Genomic DNA, 19,497 nt, shown 5'->3' with positions numbered 1-19,497 from the left:
TAGAAATCGCTCTGTACTGCTCATTTACTCTTTCTGTTAAGCATAACCAACACTGGTGACGATACGCTATGCTATCTAACGACGTCGCCAGTGGTCTTTATGTGCATGTTCTTTACGATTAAAAGGCATCGCAAAGGGGGCAAACTCTTTCATCACCCTGCGGTATACATCGCGTTTAAACGACACAACCTGGCGCACAGGATACCAATAACTGACCCAACGCCAATCATCAAATTCAGGGTGATGTGTGCGCATTAAGTCTACATCTTCATCTTTGCACTTGAGTTTCAGCAGAAACCATTTTTGCTTCTGGCCAATACACACTGGACTTGAGTCTTTACGGATCAGTCGCTTTGGTAATTTATAACGTAACCAATGTTTTGAGCTGGCAACGATTTCCACATCTTCCGGTCGTAGCCCAACCTCTTCATGCAGTTCACGGTACATGGTCTGCTCGGGCGTTTCACCTTCATCCACACCCCCTTGCGGAAACTGCCATGAATGCTGGCCATAGCGCCGCGCCCAAAATACCTGCCCCTGATTGTTACAAATAACAATTCCTACATTGGCACGAAATCCTTCGGCATCAATCACCTTAAGTGCCTCGTATATTTGTTTGATATGATTTTGATTGTTCCACAACTCAGAGCACTGGGCAAATTTAATTCCTGCTTTTACGCAACTTACCCACAACTTGTGCATAAGTTTGACTAATCATGATGATTTTACAAACAAATCCACAATAACCTAGTCAAATTTGCATTTTCTCCACAGAATCTGTGGATAATTATGTTTATATACTTGTATTTATCCAATGGATGGCCATTTTTGACTCTAAATGATGTTGGATGAAATTTAAAAAAGCCATATAAATCAGAAAATTAAATCTAGATAGTGGGAAAGTCACAGCTTAAAGAATAACCCACAGAGAAGACGTTCAAAAAACACACAAACCTGTATTAATCCACATTTCCTAATTATTTTTGTTACCATACGAGGCCAATCAGATAGTAACGAGCCAGACTGTGCAAAAGCCCACCCCACCCCAATCCATTGCTGAACTCATGACCCGTGTAGATGCCATTGCCGGGCAGACCCTGGGGGAACTGGCTGCGCAGTTTCATTTTAAAACCCCACAAGATCTGACCCGGGAAAAAGGCTGGCCTGGCCAGCTCATTGAATATGTGTTGGGAGCCAGTGCAGGCTCTAAACCAGTGCCTGACTTTGAGTTTATCGGTGTCGAACTAAAAACCCTGCCCATAGGCTATAACGGCAAACCACTCGAAACCACCTATGTGTCAGTGGTTCCCCTCACCAATCTGACCGGTTTACGCTGGCAAGACAGTACCGTAAAGAAAAAGCTTACTCATGTATTGTGGCTACCGATTTTAGCGGAACGAGACATAGCCCCGGTTGATCGCACCATAGGGACAGGCTTTTTATGGCAACCAACTGCGATTCAGGAGCATCAGCTACAACGAGACTGGGAAGAACAAATTGAATTAATTGCACTTGGGCGTGTAGATGAAATTAGTGGCAAACTTGGTGAAGTAATGCAGATCCGACCAAAAGCCGCCAATAGTAAAGCGCTGACAGACGCCATTGGTCCACAAGGTAAACTGATAAAAACCCTGCCACGCGGGTTTTATCTGAAAATGCAGTTTACACAGGGGATTTTGTCGCAACAGTATGCTGGTTGAGCCTGATTGAATATGTCAGGCTCCCTGTATCAAATGACTATTTTTTCAAACTGATATGGTAAAAGCCATGATCTTCAAAAGTAACCCAGCTTCCTTTGTTACAGTCCGCTGCAGTCCCTTTGCTGAAGTATACTACCACCTCTTTTTGTGCACCAAGTGCAACCAATAAGCTACTGTATACCGCGTTACAGAACTTGCCTTTTTCCGAATCGTTTAAAAAACAGATCCCACCATTACTTACTACACCATCTATAGAAGCATACAATCGACTATTCGCTCCCAGTGATACTGAACTCACTTTACCTTTACATGAGTAGTTTGCAAATGCAGGTGCACTAATGCTGGCTGCAACCAAAGAAATAGACGCAATAAGTTTTTTGAATTTCATAATTAGTCCTTTATTAGTTATTATCTGGCCGGGTATGATACAGGAACATAGAGTAAATTGCACAAAAAAGCCGCGTTAAATTACGCGGCTTTTTTATCTGGTCAGATTGATTACTGACCTTTGATCTCGCTACGACCTTTGTAGACAGCCTTATCGCCAAGCGCTTCTTCGATACGTAATAGCTGGTTGTACTTAGCAACGCGGTCAGAACGACACAGTGAACCTGTCTTGATCTGGCCAGCTGCTGTACCCACAGCTAAGTCTGCAATCGTTGCGTCTTCTGTTTCGCCTGAACGGTGAGAAATAACCGCTGTGAAGCCTGCATCCTGCGCCATCTTGATTGCATCCAGTGTTTCAGACAGTGAACCAATTTGGTTGAACTTAATCAGGATAGAGTTACCGATCTGCTCATCGATACCACGCTTAAGGATCTTCGTGTTGGTAACGAACAAATCGTCACCGACCAGCTGGACTTTATCACCGATCTTATCTGTCAGGATCTTCCAGCCAGCCCAATCACTTTCGTCCAGGCCATCTTCGATAGAAACGATTGGGTAACGTGCTGCCAGATCGGCCAGGAAGCCTGCGAAGCCTTCAGAATCGAATACTTTGCCTTCACCCTGTAGGTCATATTTGCCGTCTCTGTAGAACTCAGAAGCTGCACAATCCAGCGCCAGCGTCACATCCTGGTTCATTTCATAACCTGCTGCGGCAACCGCTTCAACGATCACTTCCAGAGCTTCTTCATTTGATTTAAGATCTGGTGCAAAGCCACCTTCATCACCTACAGCGGTATTCAGGCCACGTGACTTAAGTACTTTTTTCAGGCTATGGAAGATTTCTGCACCCATGCGCAGTGCTTCACGGAAGCTTTTCGCACCAACCGGCTGAACCATGAACTCCTGAATATCAACGTTGTTGTCTGCGTGCTCACCGCCGTTCAGAATGTTCATCATAGGTACAGGCATAGAGTACTGACCAGCAGTGCCATTGATGTCTGCAATGTGTTCGTACAGTGCAACACCTTTTTCCTGAGCAGCAGCCTTAGCGGTTGCCAAAGACACTGCCAGAATCGCGTTTGCACCCAGCTTTTCTTTGTTTTCAGTGCCGTCTAAATCCAGCATCAGCTGATCGATTGCACGTTGTTCCAGGGCATTGTGTCCGTTCAGGGCTGCTGCAATTTCATTGTTCACATAGTTTACCGCAGTCAGTACACCTTTACCCAGGTAACGAGCTTTATCTCCGTCACGTAATTCAAGTGCTTCGCGAGTTCCTGTTGATGCACCTGATGGTGCACATGCGCGGCCCCATGCGCCCGACTCTAAATGAACATCGGCTTCAACGGTAGGGTTACCACGTGAGTCCATAACTTCACGGCCAATCACTTTTACGATTTTTGACATCTTGATTCCTCTTTTCCCAAAGTGGTGAGTGTGTTGTGTGTCTGCTTTCGCATTGCTATATAACCGCGCTGGGTTTATTGATGGCCCATGCAAAGTGGAGCCTGACAGTTACATAGCAATGCGCTGGATTATTTAACGCATTCGGTAATTAAAAAAGCCGTGCACTGAGGCACGGCTTTTTATTATTAAGAGTCAGCTTTTTGGTAGCTGAACGCAGCTGCAACGAAACCCTCAAATAACGGGTGGCCGTCGCGTGGCGTAGAAGTAAACTCAGGGTGGAACTGAGCGGCAATAAACCAAGGGTGATCTTTATTTTCGATGATCTCAACCAGCTTTTTGTCTTCTGACAGGCCAGTGAATGCCAGACCAGCCTGCTCAAGGCGCTCAACATAATGGTTGTTCACCTCGTAGCGGTGGCGGTGACGCTCTGTGATCTCCGCATTGCCATATACGTCGCGTACTTTTGAACCTTCTTTCAGGTGACACAGCTGAGCGCCTAAGCGCATCGTGCCGCCCAAATCCGACTCTTCGGTACGGGTTTCAACCTTACCATCAGCATCTAACCATTCAGTGATCAGACCAACTACCGGATGAGGTGATTTGGTATCGAACTCAGTCGAGTTAGCACCTTCCAAACCTGCTACATTGCGTGCGTATTCAATCAGTGCAACCTGCATTCCCAAACATATGCCCAGGTAAGGTACCTTGTTTTCACGAGCATATTTGGCCGCCAGGATCTTACCTTCAACACCACGGTTACCGAAACCACCCGGTACCAAAATCGCATCCAGATGCTCGAGCAGTTCAGTGCCTTTGCTCTCGATGTCCTGTGAATCAACATACTCGATGTTTACGGTCACTCGATTCTTAAGTCCCGCGTGCTTAAGCGCTTCATTGACTGACTTGTATGCGTCTGGCAATTCAATGTATTTACCAACCATACCAATGGTCACTTCACCAGTCGGGTTTGACTCCTGATATAACACTTGTTCCCACTCTGACAGGTCCGCTTCCGGTACATCCAGATAGAAACGACGACATACCAGGTTATCCAATTCCTGAGATTTAAGCAGCGCAGGGATTTTGTAGATGCTATCTACGTCCTGCAATGAAATAACGGCTTTTTCTTCTACGTTCGTGAACAGTGCGATCTTAGCGCGCTCATTGGCTGGTAATTTGCAGTTTGAACGACAAACCAAAATATCCGGTTGAATACCAATTGAACGCAGTTCTTTAACAGAATGCTGAGTTGGTTTAGTTTTCACTTCGCCCGCAGCGCCCAGGAAAGGTACTAGGGTCAAATGCATAAATAAAGCGTGCTCACGGCCCAGCTCAGTACCGAGCTGACGGATCGCTTCAAGAAAAGGTTGTGACTCGATGTCACCCACAGTACCACCAATTTCAACAATGGCGATATCGTGGCCTTCAGCGCCTTCAAGTACACGACGTTTAATGTCGTTGGTGATGTGTGGGATCACCTGGATAGTCGCGCCTAGGTATTCACCTTTACGCTCGCGACGCAGCACATCTTCAAAAACACGACCTTGTGTGAAGTTGTTGCGGCTGGTCATTTTGGTGCGAATGAAACGCTCATAGTGACCTAAATCCAAGTCAGTTTCTGCGCCGTCTTCTGTCACAAAGACTTCACCATGTTGGATCGGGCTCATCGTGCCAGGGTCAACATTGATATAAGGATCCAGCTTAAGGATAGTGACGTTTAAACCACGCGCTTCTAATATTGCAGCTAATGAAGCAGCAGCAATACCTTTACCCAAGGAGGAAACAACTCCGCCCGTTACGAAGATAAATTTTGTACTCATGCGAACCCTAGAATATCAGGAAAAATGGAATTTAAATAAGAATCAAGACGGGGCAATAGTATAGCAAAAACGCTAGGGGCAATCCAGCGAAAAATCACCCCCTTTAATTATTCTCACCTAAGCGCTGGCGTCGTTTGACTTCTTCCCAGGCATCATCCATTTGCGCCAAACTGGCGTCAGATAAGGCAATCTGTTGTTCCGCCAGAATACCTTCAATGGCGCTGAAACGGCCAATAAATTTGTCACTCGCACGGCGTAATAGCTGTTCCGGGTCACGTTTTACATGTCGCACTACATTCACGGTGGCAAACAACAAATCTCCCAGCTCCTCAGCACTGTGCTCAGACAGCGGGTCCTGACTCAGTGCTTCATTCACCTCAGTGACCTCTTCAGCCACTTTATCCAGCGCGCCCTGATAAGTAGGCCAGTCGAACCCCAAAGAAGCCGCGCGCCTTTGAATTTTCGCCGCCCGCGAAAGAGCGGGCAGGTTTAGTGGCACATCGTCACCAAAGCCCGTAGACTGAGCACCACGCTCAGTGTCTTTGATTGCCTGCCACTGCGCCTGTAATTCGGCGTCACTCAATGTCGCATCCGGTGTGTCAAAAACATGGGGGTGACGGCGTACCAGCTTATCGTTTAGCCCCTTCACTATGTCTTCAAACTCAAACAACCCGGCTTCTTTACCCAACTGGGCATAAAATATCACCTGAAACAGTAAATCCCCCAACTCATCTTTGAGCCCGGCAAAATCTTGCTTTTCTATGCTATCGGCCACTTCGTACGCTTCTTCCAGTGTATGTGGCACTATGCTTTCGAAGGTCTGTTGTTGATCCCAGGCGCAACCCTTTTGTGGATCGCGCAGGGTCGCCATGATATCCAGCAACTGCTGTAACGGGGCACTCATACTCAGTGTTGTCTCCTGGCTTCAAACACGCCTTCAATTTGCATCAGTTTAGTGAGTAAGCGATTCATTGCACCTAGGTCGCCCACTTCCAGTTTCATCGTGAAAATCGCGACATCTTTGTCATCCAGGGTATTGACGTTCATATTCATCACATTGAGTTTTTCGTTGGCCAGCACCGAACTGATGTCGCGGATCAGGCCATGGCGGTCATTAGCTTCAATATGTAGGGTAACGGCATAACTGGAACGGACTTCGTCCGCCCAGCTGACAGCGATTTCCCGCTCTGGGTGCTGCTCACAAATATGGGCAAAAGAATCACAATCGGCGCGATGCACCGCAATGCCCCGCCCCTGGGTGATATAACCCACGATTTCATCACCGGGTACGGGCTGACAGCACTTGGCAACATGGCTCATCAGATTACCAACGCCCTCCACCACAATGCCATTACTATCGCCCTTGTGTTTTTTCGGCGCGCTCATTTTGAGCTTAGGCATAGGCTCAGGTTTGTCCTGCACGTAGTTCAGGAACTGATTAATACGAATATCACCGGCCCCAATGGCCACCATCAAATCGTCGAGCTCTTTAAAATTAAACCGTTCAATGGCTGAGTCTAGATCCTTGTAAGTCAAATCCAGCTTTTGCAGGTGCCCATCGAGGATCTCTTTACCAGCCTGAAGGTTTTTATCTCTGTCTTGTTGCTTAAACCAGTGATGTATCTTGCTGCGCGCTCTGGATGAATGAACATACCCCAAAGACGGACTAAGCCAATCCCGACTTGGCGAAGGGTTTTTCTGAGTCAGTATCTCGACCTGATCGCCAGTCGATAACTTATGGGTAAACGGCACTATCTTGCCAAATACCTTGGCACCAATGCAGCGATGGCCAACATTGGAGTGAATATAGTAGGCAAAATCCAATGGGGTGGCGCCCAGTGGCAGATCAAAAATATCGCCTTTGGGTGTAAAGACATACACTCGGTCTTCCACAACCTGATTTTTTAACTCTTCCGCCAGTTCACTACCATCAACCACTTCTTCTTGCCATTGCAGCAGTTTTCTCAGCCAGCTGATTTTTTGCTCGTACCCCGAGCCACGACCCGGCAAAGCACCTTCTTTGTACATCCAGTGCGCCGCTACGCCCAGTTCTGCATCCTGATGCATGGCCTGGGTACGGATCTGGATCTCAACGGTTTTACCTTCAGGGCCAAAAACCACCGTGTGAATTGACTGATAACCATTCTGTTTAGGCGTCGCAACATAGTCATCAAATTCTTTGTGCAGATGTCGCCAATTGGTATGCACTATGCCCAGCGCACCATAACAATCCTGAATTTCATTGACCACCACCCGCATGGCGCGGATATCAAACAGCTGATCAAACTCATAATTCTTTTGCATCATTTTTTTATAGATGCTGTAAATATGCTTAGGACGGCCGTACACTTCAGCCTCTATACCGGCGTCTTTAAGCTTATTCTGGACTAACTCCACCATACTGGCCATGTAGGCTTCACGATCAAGGCGTTTGTCTGACAGCTGCTTGGCAATGTTTTTATAGGTTGTTGGATGCAAATAGCGAAATGAGAGATCTTCGAGCTCCCACTTGAGTTGCCCTATTCCCAACCGGTTTGCCAACGGCGCAAAGATATTAGCCGTGGCCTTTGCGGCCACCACGCGTTCTTCTTCAGAAGCATTTTTTACCGCGCGCAGGTAGCAGATCTGCTCGGCCAGCTTGATCACCACAGCACGCACATCTTCTACCATGGCTAACAACATGCGACGAATTTTGTCGATTTGCAGACTGCCTTTCCCTTGGTGTGCCAAAGTACTGATCGACGCCATTTGTTCAACGCCTTTGAGCAACAAGGCAACATTTTCACCTTGTGCCTGCTCAATGGCATCAAGCTCAACTTGCCCGGATAGGAAGTAAGGGGTCAAAAATGCGCCAGCCAGCGACTCTGAATCAAAATTCAGCTCTGCCAGTATCTCAACCATTTCAATGGCTTTGGCCAGGGTGGTGGTTGAATCATCTTGTGGACACAGAGCATAAACCTGATCCAGTCGGTCTCGTTTTTCCTGCGCTAAGTTCAGTAACGCAAGCCGAGCATGAAAATCAGCTGGCAGACCGGATTGATGAGACTGGCGAGTCGCAACCATATAACTACCTCCTTTGGAACAACGCCATGGTTTCTATATGTCCTGTGTGTGGGAACATATTCATTAAGCCTATTTTATCGACCACAAAGCCAGCTTCCAGTAACAGTGCCGCATCTCTGGCCATAGTCACCGGATCGCAGGACACATACAAAACCTGTTTAAATTGCGTCAACGGCAACTGGCGTAGTACTTCATACGCACCTGTGCGTGAAGGGTCTAACACCAGTACGTCCAGCGACTCATGAAACCAAGTTGCTTCTGTCAGTGGCTGAGTCAGATCAAACTGATGAAAACTGACTGTGTCGATGTGGTTAGTGTGCGCATTTTGTCGTGCCATTGCAACCGACTCAGCTACCCCTTCGACAGCAACCACTTCGTTCGCTTGTTTTGCCAGCAATAGCGAGAAGTTACCAATCCCACAAAACAGATCCAACAGACGCTCCTGGCCTGTCAAAGCCAGCCAGTCCAGCGCCTGTTTTAGCATCAACTCGTTAATGTCCCGATTAACCTGAATAAAGTTACTCAGTTTAAATTCAAACGTCACACCGGCACTTTGATAAGCTGGCAAACTGTCATAACTCGGCTCCGTCTTGCCATCATCCCAGATCAGCTGCCAGTTATGCGCCGCAAGGCGCTCAGCGACATGCATTTTAGCCTGATCACTGACTGCGCGAATATGACGAAACAGCACAAATGCGCCGTTGTCAGCCGCACACAGCTGAATATGGCTGACGCTGCGTAGCTCCGGATGACTATTTAACACTTGCCGTAACGCGTCAAAGCCACCAGCAAAGGCATCGACCATCACCGAACAGTGGTTAATTTCGATGATCTTCTTCGACCCTGCTGCCCGAAAACCCAATTTTACCTGATCGTTTTGTTTATCATAAATACAGGCGATGCGCGCTGCACGACGATAATGCCGCGCCTGGCCTGTCAAGGGTGACATCCAGGGCAGCTCAGTTGTACCTGCAAATTTGTCAAACAACGCACTCACCGCTTGCTGTTTGTGCACCAGCTGCGCACTGGCGTCCAGATGTTGTAATGAGCAGCCACCACAGTGCTGATAGTACTCACAAAATGGCGTGACCCGCTGCTCACTTGGCGTAAGCACTTTGACGGTGCGCGCTTCGAAAACACGACTTTTCTGGGTGTGAATGCGCCCTTTAACCCGCTCAGAACTCAGTGCGCCATCGACAAAGCCAACTTTGCCCTGGTGCCTACATACACCTCGTCCCTGGTGATCTAATGAGTCGATCTGCAGTTCCACTGTCTCGACTTGCTTACTACGTTGTTTAGAAGATTTTCCAGCACGAAATATTTGTGCCATATTGCCGCCCCTATAAGATTGCTAAACACCTGTTAACTCGATACTCTAGGACTCAGACTACTTACTGTTTTACATCCAATTTATGTCTAAATTGAGTTTACGCGACAGCGTATTAGTGTTGACCCTGATCCCGACGGTGTTAATCGGCCTGGTACTTGGCGGCTATTTTACTATAAATCGCTACGTTGAGCTTGAACAAATCCTCAAGCAACAAGGCACCAGTCTGGCCAATACATTGGCAATGACAGTGGAGCAACCGCTGGCCGAAAGAGATAAAGCCAGATTGCACCGGGTGATCACCACTACGCATAATCAACATGGCAATTTCGTCAATAGCATCGCGCTGTTCAATGAAGACAATCAGTTGCTTTTAACCAGTAACTACCACAATGACTTTAATCAGCTGCATTATCGTGGCAATGTAACCGAGCTGCATGCGACAGAAATCGTCCAGTACCTCGACAGATACATTATTTTTGCGCCGGTAAAACTACAACAACAACCCGCCTCCGACTGGCAAAATGCCCATACCCGCACCACCGCCGTGTTGATGATAGAACTGAGTAAAGATCAAGCAATCATTGGCCAACAACAGGCCCTGCTATTCAGTGGTGCTATTATCATGGTGGCCTTGTTGCTCAGTGCCTTTGTATCAACCCGACTGAGTCGGATGTTCTCAACCCCCCTGTCTCATTTGTTGCTGGCCACAGACAAACTCCTTGAAGGCAAAACCAAAATCGGTGTAGAACAGCCGATGCAGGGCGAGTTTGACTTGCTCCGTGAAGGCCTGATCACCATCAGCGAAAAAATGGTGCTCCAACGCGATGAAATGCAAAAGCACATCGATCAAGCAACCTGCGATTACCGGGAAACCCTGGAGCAATATGAAACTCAGAACATTCAGCTGAATATTGCCAAAAAAGAAGCACAGGTCGCCAACCGGGTTAAGTCTGACTTCCTGGCCAAAATGAGTCATGAATTAAGAACCCCGCTTAACGGCGTTATCGGCTTTACCCGCCAACTGTATAAAACCCCACTCAACAAACACCAAAAAGACTATCTGGATACCATAGAGTTGTCTGCCAATAGCCTGTTGACCATCATCAGTGACATTCTGGATTTCTCTAAACTCGAAGCCGGCGCGATGGAGCTTGAAAGTATCCAATTCCAGCTCAGGGATGCGGTCAATGAGGTCATGACGCTGCTTGCACCCAGTGCCTACGAAAAGCAACTGGAACTGTCGATTGCCATTAATCGCCAGGTACCGGACAACCTGGTCGGCGACCCTACGCGCTTTAAACAGGTGCTGATCAACCTGATCAGCAATGCCGTGAAGTTTACCGAAAAAGGCTCAGTCAAAGTCGACATCAGCCACCGCCTCAAAGGGGATAGCCAGACATCACTCCTGATTTCTGTTAGTGATACCGGTTTGGGCATTGCTCAGGAGAAACAAGACACTCTCTTTACCCCGTTTGCGCAAGCCGACTCCAGCATTACCCGTAAGTTCGGCGGCACGGGGCTTGGCTTAATCATCACTAAACACATTGTTGAAGCCATGAGTGGTCGAATCACGCTGAACTCTGCCCCGGGCAATGGCTCCTGCTTTACCTTTAATGCCATTTTTAACCTGCCAAGCCGCTTGTTCGACGATGACCTGCCAACTAAGCCGCTTGAGAACAAGCGCGTGTTGTATTTTGAACCACAAGAGCATACCCGCAATGCCGTTCAGGCTCAGCTGGAAGACTGGGCAATGCAGGTCACCTGCTGTAAAAATGAAGACACTTTCTTCGCCGCATTAGAGCAAGAGTTTAGGTATGACATCTGCCTGATAGGCAATATGGCAACGGTAGACGACATGCAAACCGTAAAGGCCTATATCACTCAGGCCAGAGAGATGGCGGATTACCTGTATTTGATGGTGAATACCATCTCTCACAACATGCGCGAGTCGTTAATTGGCAGTGGTGCAGACGCCTGTATTAGCAAACCCATGCATCACCGTAAACTGTGCGATATGCTCGCTGCACCTTACCGCTTAGATCACCCCAGTGTGTCGATTGACGATACGGATTTGGCGCACTTACCGCTCAAAGTCATGATAGCCGATGACAATGATGCCAATTTAAAGCTGCTTTATACTTTGCTGGAAGAACAAGTAGACACCATAGACACCGCCCACAACGGCGCACAGGCCGTCAGCTTATGTAAATCACAAAAGTATGACCTGATATTTATGGATATTCAGATGCCGATTATGGATGGCATCACGGCATGCCGAACAATCAAAGAATCCTCACTCAATGACGATACCCCGATCATTGCAGTAACGGCCCATGCGTTGACCGGTGAAAAAGAGCAATTGATCAAAGACGGCTTCAACGGCTATATGACAAAGCCCATAGACGAAGACATGTTACGTCAGATCATTTGTGATCACAGCCCCTCGCTGCCACCGGAAAAACAAAAAACACAACAGCCTCAGGTTGCCAGTATTGCCCCGTTTGAAAGCCATTTGCTGGACTGGGAGCTTGCGTTGCAACGTGCAGGCAATAAACCTGAACTGGCGCTGGAGATGCTGGATATGCTGTTGCAGAGTGTTCCCGAAACCTTAGAGCAGCTGAATGGCTCTGCACAACAGGAAGACACCCAAACTTTGCTGACCGTGATCCATAAGTTTCATGGTGCCTGCTGTTATACCGGCGTCCCCACGCTCAAGAACCTGGCCGAAACGCTGGAAACGGCATTAAAACAATCACGCGATTTTGATTACATTGAACCGGAATTGTTGGAGCTGATTGACGAACTGGAACATTTAGAGCGAGATTCACAAACAGTATCGGGACCGACACTCACACATTAGCGAAAATAAGAAGGTTGTCCGCTATACTTCGGCAACCTTACAGGCATTAAAAAAGGCGCTGATGCGCCTTTTTTATTTGCCCGACACTTATAGTGCGGCAAAGATCTCGTCAGTTTTCGCAGCACAGATGAAGTCATTTTTGTGCAGACCTTTGATAGAGTGGCTCCACCAAGTTACCGTCACTTTGCCCCATTCGGTCAGCAGACCAGGGTGATGACCTTCATCTTCCGCCATATCACCCACTTTGTTAGTAAATGCAATGGCTTGCTTGAAGTTCTTGAACTTATAAACACGCTCAAGCTGCATAATGCCATCACGTACTTCTGGCACCCAATCCGGGATCAGCTTGATCAGTTCAGCTAATTCGGCATCTGACACTTTAGGCGCATCCGCACGACACGCTTCACATTTTTGTGCACTTAAATCAGACATCAATAAATCCTTAACTTGCTAGTTTGTTTTTAGGTGGGAACTTAGGCTCAAACAGGCCCAGCTCTTTGGCCTTGCGTACAAGCGCCATAATATCCATTTGTGAGATCTCAAACAAATCATCAATGGCGTTAATGGTGTAGTACAAAGGCTGCATAATATCAATTCGATAAGGCGTACGCAGTACATCAAGTACTTCTAACGGGTTAATCTCTGGTTCACCACTGTAAACATACTGAGTCTCACCCGGGCTCGACAAAATCCCACCGCCATAAATGCGCAGACCATCATCAGTTTGCATCAAACCGAACTCAACGGTGAACCAGTAAAGACGAGCCAGATAGACACGATCTTTTTTCTCAGCTGCATAGCCTAACTGACCGTATCTATGCGTAAATTCAGCAAAAGCTGGATTGGTCAGCATGGCACAGTGGCCGAAGATTTCGTGGAAAATATCCGGTTCCTGAAGATAATCAAACTCCTCGCGGCTACGGATAAAAGTTGCAACCGGAAATTGTTTATTCGCAAGGAGGCGGAAAAACTCATCAAAGTCGATCAACGCAGGGACTGGCGCAACCTGCCAGCCAGTTTCTCGCTCCAGTGCTTCATTCAGCTCATGCAACTGCGGAATACGATCGTGAGGTAAATTGATTTTTTGCAGGCCTTCGAGATACTCATCACACGCTTTGCCTTTAATGCACTCAAGCTGTCTGGCAACCAGTTCAGACCAGATCTGGTTTTCTTCTTCTGTCCATTCGATCAGGCCCTGCTCGTTGGGCTGCTTAGACGTGTATTTACTCGATTTAGCCATAGTAACCTTCTTGGTAATGCGTCGTGTATGAACAAAAACAACGCGTCAAAGTGTTATCCGGATACTATGTAAAAGTGAGGAAAAGTTTAATAGCCAGGCCTGAAATCGGCCTGGCCAGAAAGGTCATTTTTGTACACTTTAAATTACACAAATAGACACAAAAACATACACCCTATATTTTACAGGGCTCACAGAGCGAGCAACTGTAAATTATTATATACATAAAAACGCATTCTCTAGGTCAGCGATGATATCTTCCACCGCTTCCAGTCCCACAGAAATGCGGATCAGACCATCAGAAATCCCAGCTGCCTGACGCTCTTCTGGTGTGTAGGGTGAGTGCGTCATCGATGCCGGGTGCTGGATCAGCGTTTCTGGATCACCCAGACTCACGGCCAGTGTGCAAAGCTCAGTGGCATTAATAAACTTCTCACCCTCACTGACTCCGCCTTTGATCTCAAATGCAATGACACCACCTGCCCCTTTCATTTGCTCACCAAGGAATCGATAACCTGGATGAGACGGCAAGCCCGGGTAGTAAACGGTATCCACCTTCGGATGGCTATCAAGGAACTCAGCCACTTTCTGTGCATTTTCGCAGTGACGTGCAACGCGCACATGCAAGGTTTTAAGGCCACGATTGATAAGCCAGGCATCGTGTGGACTGATGGTCGCGCCGATGTCTTTCAATACGGTCAGTTTGATAAGTTCGATATGCTCTGCACTGCCACACACAATGCCTGCGACTACGTCGCCATGTCCGTTGAGGTACTTAGTGGCACTGTGGATCACAATGTCGATGCCAAAATGCTTGGGTTTTTGCAGTAATGGCGTCATAAAGGTGTTGTCTACCACACTGATCAACTTATGCTGCTGAGCAAACTGCCCCAACATTGCCAAATCCAATACCGTCATATTTGGATTGATCGGTGTTTCGGCAAATAACATCTTACTGTTTGGCTGCACCGCGTCGGCCAGTGCCTGTGGATCGGTCATATCAACAAAGGTCACTTCGATACCGAATTTGGGCAACATGTGCGCAAATAAAGCGAAGCTACATCCATACAAGGCTTTGGATGCAATCAGGTGATCGCCTTGCTGTAAAAAGCTCAGCACGGAAGCGGATACAGCGCCCATGCCAGTTGCGGTGGCCGCAGCATCTTCCATTTCTTCCAGCTGAGCGAGCTTTTCTTCCAGCTCTCGGGTGGTAGGGTTGCCAAGGCGAGTATAGATATAACCTGCCTCTTCACCGGCAAAACGCGCAGCTCCCTGTGCCGCATCTTTAAACTTGAATGTTGAACTCTGATACAAAGGCGCCGTCAGTGCACCATGTGGATCATCAAAGTGGTGTGGACCATGAATACAGTTGGTCTGATCGTGTAACTTCTTCATTGCTTGCCTATTTTTGTTATTCGGATGAATACTAATTAGATATTCCATGGCACAAAAATGTACAAGCGTGCCGGACGCGCAGATGGCTAACCCGAGCCGGTTAAATTCACTCGGGTGTACACATAAGTTGTCATGAAAAATAGGAAAAGCCAGGGTTTCCTTTCATATCAAACCCCAAGAGAAAAGTATGTGCTTACATACTAAACTTTATTGGTCTCCTCCGACTTGTCAGGGGACTGACGAATTAACAGGTTTGCAAGTTGCCGCGCTGTTTGCGACAAGTATCCAGCAGCCGGCGCCTTAGCGGGTATAGGCCGACATAAGTCCATGGCTTTATAGCCCAGTCGGGCGGTGAACACGCCGGCGCTGAGTCCCTGTGCTGAACGCGCAGATAATTTACCCAACAGCTCCGCACCCAGACTGGTGGCCGCCAGGTCGCTCAGCAGCTCACTGGCACCGACAAAGACGATCTGCTTGAACAGCAAGCGGTAAAGTTCAATGCGACTACGATACCCCAATTTAATCCCATACAACTGGCTGAGCCGTTCAATCAGTGTAACACCCCGCCATAACACGGCCAGCATATCGGTAATGGCCATTGGGCTAATCGCCACCATCAGTGCTGACGTACTGGCAAACTGGGCTATCAAAGCCCGGGCCTGCTCGTCCAGGTCTTTTAATAAAGTCGCATCATATAAGGTCAGTACTTCCTGATCGGTAAAATGAGGCTGGACTGTCGCCATAAACTGGCTAACCTGTTGTGAATCATGCTGCTTTAATAGCGGCTTCAACCAGGCCTGCGCTTCACCAATCTGGTTACTACTCATTAATCTTTGCGCCCCGATGCGTTGCTGTTGCAACTTTTTCAGTCTGCCAAGTGCGCGTACTTCCGACCAGCAAAACTTGCCCAGCACAACCAGCGCACTCACGATGACCACCCCGTACAACCCGGCCAGCAACCAACTGCGGCTGAGCGCCTCAATCAATGTCAGACCCATTTCTACCGGAATGAGAATGGCCAGTCCCAGCAGCAATAATTTGCGCCAGGTCAGCCCGGTGCTGACCGGTTTTGTGACGGTTTCCACATTGAGCGACTGTAACTGAGTGTCCAGAGCCGCTTCCGGGACATGTGATGTCCCAACCTCGATGTGTTCCGCGCTCTCGTCTATTCGTCGGGCTTGTTGCGTATCGCCGGGTTCTGTTGCTGGCTGGGCAGCCTGTGGGGCTGCTTCAACCCGAACTCGCCGTCCTCTGGGTGACTGGGCAGGCTCACTCATAAAAGTTTATCTCCCAATAAAAATTGTAATACATGATCCAGACGAATATGTTCAATTTGCCCCTGATAAGCCGGGTAAGGCTCAAAAGACAAAAACTCATAGCCCTGTTTTGGCCACTGCTGCTCAGTCGGCAGATGCTCAGGCGGAATGGGCGGCAAATAACTGATATAGTTCGATTCACCAACCGGCTTACCATAAATACAAGACAGGGGTTTCCCCTGCTCAGTGAGCTGTTTTGGCTGCGTGCTCTTCACTGAAGAAATCGCCATCGTATCTATATCAACCCCTGAGAATTTCAGTTCGTTTTCGCTGGGGATCAGTAAAGCGTGTAACAACCGGGTCAGCTTATCCTGATCTGCCAGCGCAACACTGTCACATTTATTGGCAGCAAACAGCACCTTATCTATGCTGGGACGAAATAAACGCCCCAGTAAACCACTTTTACCATGACGAAACATCGCCAGCGTATCGCTTAATGCAGCCTGAGTTTCCGTTAATGTGGTATGTCCATCGTTAAGCGCGCTGAGCAAATCCACCAGCACCAGTTGGCGGTCGAAGCGGCAAAAATGCTCCCGGTAAAACGGGGTGATAACCTGCTTTTTATAGGCTTCAAAGCGCTGTTCGAGGTGGTGATACTGGCTCTGCTCAGATGCATTTTGTGGGGCTGGTAATGGAAAAAACTGCAAAATTGGTGCACCGTCGAGCTCTCCGGGGATCAACATGCGGCCGGGCTGTAGCTGCGCCAGTTGAGTGTGTGCCTTAAGCTGCTTTAACACACCCGCATAGAGACCGGCCATCGTTGTGAGCTCGCTTTCATTCACCGCTGCGCATGCATCAAATTGTTCTAATTGCTGTAAAAAAGGCGCACTGACCTGTGCATAATCGGTTTTTTTCAAACGATTGAGTTGTTGCTCACTCCAGGATGCAAAATCCTGATTCAACATCGGCAAATCCATTAGCCATTCACCCGGATAATCGATCAACTCCAGGTAAACAGTGTGGGTTTCACTGAGGTGCTGTCTGACCCCCTGCGCCGAGCGAAACTTCAACGCCAGAGTCAGGGTATTAATCCGCTGCGTGGAAGGTGGCCAGCTGGGTGGATCGGCCAGTAAATGCTGCACTGCATGTTGGTACTCAAACCGGGGAATGTCCAGTGCACTTTGTGGTACCTGCTTGCAGGCAATTAATCGCTGCTCTCGCACAACTTCAAAAAAAGGCAGGTTCTGTGCTGTCGCCTGAGTGGTTAAGTGTTTCACTAACGCCGTAATAAAGGCCGTTTTACCACTCCCGCTGAATCCGGTCACAGCCAGTTTGACATGTCTGTCCAGGCTTCGGGTGAGGGTTTTATGGGTGGTTTGCTGTAGCTTTTGCAGCGCCCTGGCAGTCAAGCCCGATACACTCATAAAGACACATCTTCCTTATTTTGTAGGCAAAGGTGGCAGGGCTGCCAATATCAGGCAGCGCCCCTTCGCACTCTGATCAGAGTTTGTTGATCTCGCGTTTTACCGTGTACTCACTCGAGGTGACGTACGTTTCCATGTGCTGGATACGGCCATCCAGGCGTGTTAAGCGTTCTTTCAGGTCAAACAGGGCCTGACGCGGCGGCTCACCTTTTTGCCAGACTTTAAACTTGACCGAAACAGGATCTTCATCTTTGCTCGAGTAGTTACTGTCTGAACCTGATGTCGATGGTGTTTCTGCCTTTTTGTCCAAAATAAACCAACAGGCAATATAAACTACAATAAACAGTGGGCCACCTGATAACAACACAGCGGTTACAAACAGGATCCGAACCAGCCAAAGCTCCATATCAAAGTAATCACTGAGTCCGGCACATACGCCCGCTAACTTGCCCCTTTTCGGGTCGCGGTATAATTCTCGTCTACGTTTACTCATACTTTGCGTCTCCATTCTGGTGACTCTTGGTCAAGCAGGGCCTCCAACGTTTCAACGCGCTGCGCCATTTTCTCTGCTTTGTGTGCCAACTCTACCAGCTGGCGGTGTTCGTGTTCGCTCAGCCCCTGACTCACCTGCTTTTTGCTGCGATAGTGCAGGATCAACCATAGCGGCGCCACAACAATCATAAAAATGATGATCGGGGCGACTAAAATCTCTGCATCAAACATATTCCTCTCCTGTCTAACCTGGGCACGTTGTTGTTTTCATTATTGCACCTACCTTAACAGCAGGTGCAGTCAAATTCACTTATCGGCTAACTTTTTCTTCAACGCCTCAAGCTCATCATCTATTTTTTCATTTTTTTGCAGATCGGCAATCTCATCAGCCAGCGATTTTTTACCTAAATCGTATGACTCAACTTGAGACTCCAGTCCGTCGATTTTGCTCTCGTAACGTTCGAAACGATTCAGTGCATCCTCGACTTTACTGCTGTCCAGCGCCTTTTTCACATCCAGACGTGATTCGGCAGAGCGCTGACGCAGTACAATGGCTTTTTGACGCGCTTTTGCATCGGCCAGCTTTTCCTGCAGCGTCGTCACTTCCTGTTGTAGCTTCTCAATGTGTGACTCAACATGTGACAATTCCTGAGACACGCTGTCTGCTGCATCCGTGGCTTTTTGCTTTTCTAGCAGCGCCGCACGTGCCAGATCCTCGCGGTCTTTAGTCAGTGCCAATTCTGCCTTTTGCTGCCAGTCATCGGCCTGCGTACGCAGCTGTTCAACACGACGCTCCAGCTCTTTTTTCTCCGCCAGCGTCTTTGCCGACGTCGAACGTACTTCAACTAAGGTGTCTTCCATTTCCTGAATGATCAAACGGACCATTTTTTCTGGATCTTCCGCTTTATCCAGAATCGCATTGATATTAGAATTAACAATATCAGCAAAACGTGAAAAGATTCCCATAATCTATTACCTCTTTGGTTAGTAATTTAGTTTGCTGGTTAGATGTATCAATTAGCTTGCCAACTTTTCAATAAAATTACTTTATTAAAATCAACAAGTTATAATTATAGAAAAAGACTTTCGCTTCACCATTTTTTAAAATACACTAGATGTTAGTCAAAAA

Annotated in this window: 17 protein-coding genes; 2 read left to right on the top strand and 15 right to left on the bottom strand. The window is 47.8% G+C overall.

The window, feature by feature from the left end; all coding sequences use genetic code 11:
* Window positions 1-75 precede the first annotated feature (75 nt).
* Window positions 76-594: an RNA pyrophosphohydrolase gene (rppH, locus tag CWC22_RS04865; protein ID WP_010386751.1), complete on the bottom strand. Its 519-nt coding sequence runs from the start codon at window positions 592-594 to the stop codon at window positions 76-78.
* 470 nt (window positions 595-1,064) lie between these two features.
* Between rppH and mutH the strand changes: the two genes are divergently transcribed.
* Complete coding sequence (gene mutH / locus CWC22_RS04860; RefSeq protein ID WP_230090648.1) at window positions 1,065-1,700, top strand: DNA mismatch repair endonuclease MutH; 636 nt, start codon at window positions 1,065-1,067, stop codon at window positions 1,698-1,700.
* A gap of 37 nt (window positions 1,701-1,737) precedes the next feature.
* Here mutH and CWC22_RS04855 read toward each other — a convergent pair whose 3' ends face one another.
* The 6 genes from CWC22_RS04855 to rlmD all read right to left on the bottom strand — a co-directional run bounded on the left by CWC22_RS04855 (window position 1,738) and on the right by rlmD (window position 9,704).
* Complete coding sequence (locus tag CWC22_RS04855; protein WP_125562150.1) at window positions 1,738-2,088, bottom strand: hypothetical protein; 351 nt, start codon at window positions 2,086-2,088, stop codon at window positions 1,738-1,740.
* A 110-nt stretch (window positions 2,089-2,198) separates the two neighbouring features.
* Complete coding sequence (gene eno, locus CWC22_RS04850) at window positions 2,199-3,491, bottom strand: phosphopyruvate hydratase (RefSeq protein WP_138538944.1); 1,293 nt, start codon at window positions 3,489-3,491, stop codon at window positions 2,199-2,201.
* 185 nt (window positions 3,492-3,676) lie between these two features.
* Complete coding sequence (locus CWC22_RS04845) at window positions 3,677-5,311, bottom strand: CTP synthase (protein ID WP_125562157.1); 1,635 nt, start codon at window positions 5,309-5,311, stop codon at window positions 3,677-3,679.
* A 103-nt stretch (window positions 5,312-5,414) separates the two neighbouring features.
* Window positions 5,415-6,215 carry a nucleoside triphosphate pyrophosphohydrolase gene (gene mazG / locus CWC22_RS04840; RefSeq protein WP_138538945.1) on the bottom strand — a complete coding sequence of 267 codons (801 nt, stop codon included), beginning with the start codon at window positions 6,213-6,215 and terminating at the stop codon, window positions 5,415-5,417.
* A 2-nt stretch (window positions 6,216-6,217) separates the two neighbouring features.
* The gene (relA, locus tag CWC22_RS04835; protein ID WP_125562161.1) at window positions 6,218-8,374 is read right to left on the bottom strand and encodes a GTP diphosphokinase; all 2,157 of its coding nucleotides are present in this window, start codon (window positions 8,372-8,374) and stop codon (window positions 6,218-6,220) included.
* 4 nt (window positions 8,375-8,378) lie between these two features.
* Window positions 8,379-9,704 carry a 23S rRNA (uracil(1939)-C(5))-methyltransferase RlmD gene (rlmD, locus tag CWC22_RS04830; protein WP_138538946.1) on the bottom strand — a complete coding sequence of 442 codons (1,326 nt, stop codon included), beginning with the start codon at window positions 9,702-9,704 and terminating at the stop codon, window positions 8,379-8,381.
* A gap of 82 nt (window positions 9,705-9,786) precedes the next feature.
* Between rlmD and barA the strand changes: the two genes are divergently transcribed.
* Window positions 9,787-12,564: a two-component sensor histidine kinase BarA gene (gene barA / locus CWC22_RS04825; RefSeq protein ID WP_125562165.1), complete on the top strand. Its 2,778-nt coding sequence runs from the start codon at window positions 9,787-9,789 to the stop codon at window positions 12,562-12,564.
* A gap of 87 nt (window positions 12,565-12,651) precedes the next feature.
* On the opposite strand, the gene CWC22_RS04820 is transcribed toward barA, so the two are convergent.
* The 8 genes from CWC22_RS04820 to pspA form a co-directional block, all read right to left on the bottom strand.
* On the bottom strand, window positions 12,652-12,996 hold the full coding sequence (locus CWC22_RS04820; RefSeq protein ID WP_010386740.1) for a 4a-hydroxytetrahydrobiopterin dehydratase: 345 nt from the start codon (window positions 12,994-12,996) through the stop codon (window positions 12,652-12,654).
* Window positions 12,997-13,006: 10 nt separating this feature from the next.
* Window positions 13,007-13,804 carry a phenylalanine 4-monooxygenase gene (phhA, locus tag CWC22_RS04815; protein ID WP_138538947.1) on the bottom strand — a complete coding sequence of 266 codons (798 nt, stop codon included), beginning with the start codon at window positions 13,802-13,804 and terminating at the stop codon, window positions 13,007-13,009.
* Window positions 13,805-14,017: 213 nt separating this feature from the next.
* A complete protein-coding gene (locus tag CWC22_RS04810) occupies window positions 14,018-15,196 on the bottom strand; it encodes a trans-sulfuration enzyme family protein (RefSeq protein ID WP_125562170.1) in 1,179 nt (392 codons plus the stop codon).
* Window positions 15,197-15,396: 200 nt separating this feature from the next.
* Window positions 15,397-16,473, bottom strand: coding sequence for a TIGR01620 family protein (locus tag CWC22_RS04805; protein ID WP_138538948.1), 1,077 nt, complete (start codon window positions 16,471-16,473; stop codon window positions 15,397-15,399).
* Window positions 16,470-17,876 carry a YcjX family protein gene (locus CWC22_RS04800; protein ID WP_138538949.1) on the bottom strand — a complete coding sequence of 469 codons (1,407 nt, stop codon included), beginning with the start codon at window positions 17,874-17,876 and terminating at the stop codon, window positions 16,470-16,472. The genes CWC22_RS04805 and CWC22_RS04800 overlap by 4 nt, the downstream gene beginning before the upstream one ends.
* 76 nt (window positions 17,877-17,952) lie before the next feature.
* Entirely contained in the window at window positions 17,953-18,369 is a 417-nt protein-coding gene (gene pspC, locus CWC22_RS04795; RefSeq protein ID WP_125562176.1) for an envelope stress response membrane protein PspC, read from the bottom strand.
* Entirely contained in the window at window positions 18,366-18,599 is a 234-nt protein-coding gene (pspB, locus tag CWC22_RS04790) for an envelope stress response membrane protein PspB (protein WP_010386732.1), read from the bottom strand. Before pspB ends, pspC begins: the two co-directional genes overlap by 4 nt.
* 75 nt (window positions 18,600-18,674) lie before the next feature.
* Window positions 18,675-19,334, bottom strand: a complete 660-nt coding sequence (pspA, locus tag CWC22_RS04785; protein WP_138538950.1) for a phage shock protein PspA — start codon at window positions 19,332-19,334, stop codon at window positions 18,675-18,677.
* Window positions 19,335-19,497: the final 163 nt, after the last annotated feature.

Origin of the sequence: Pseudoalteromonas rubra, assembly GCF_005886805.2 — a bacterium.
Classification (GTDB): domain Bacteria; phylum Pseudomonadota; class Gammaproteobacteria; order Enterobacterales; family Alteromonadaceae; genus Pseudoalteromonas; species Pseudoalteromonas rubra_D.
The sequence above is the reverse complement of the archived record's forward strand: the minus strand, read 5'-3'. Positions and strand labels throughout refer to the sequence as shown.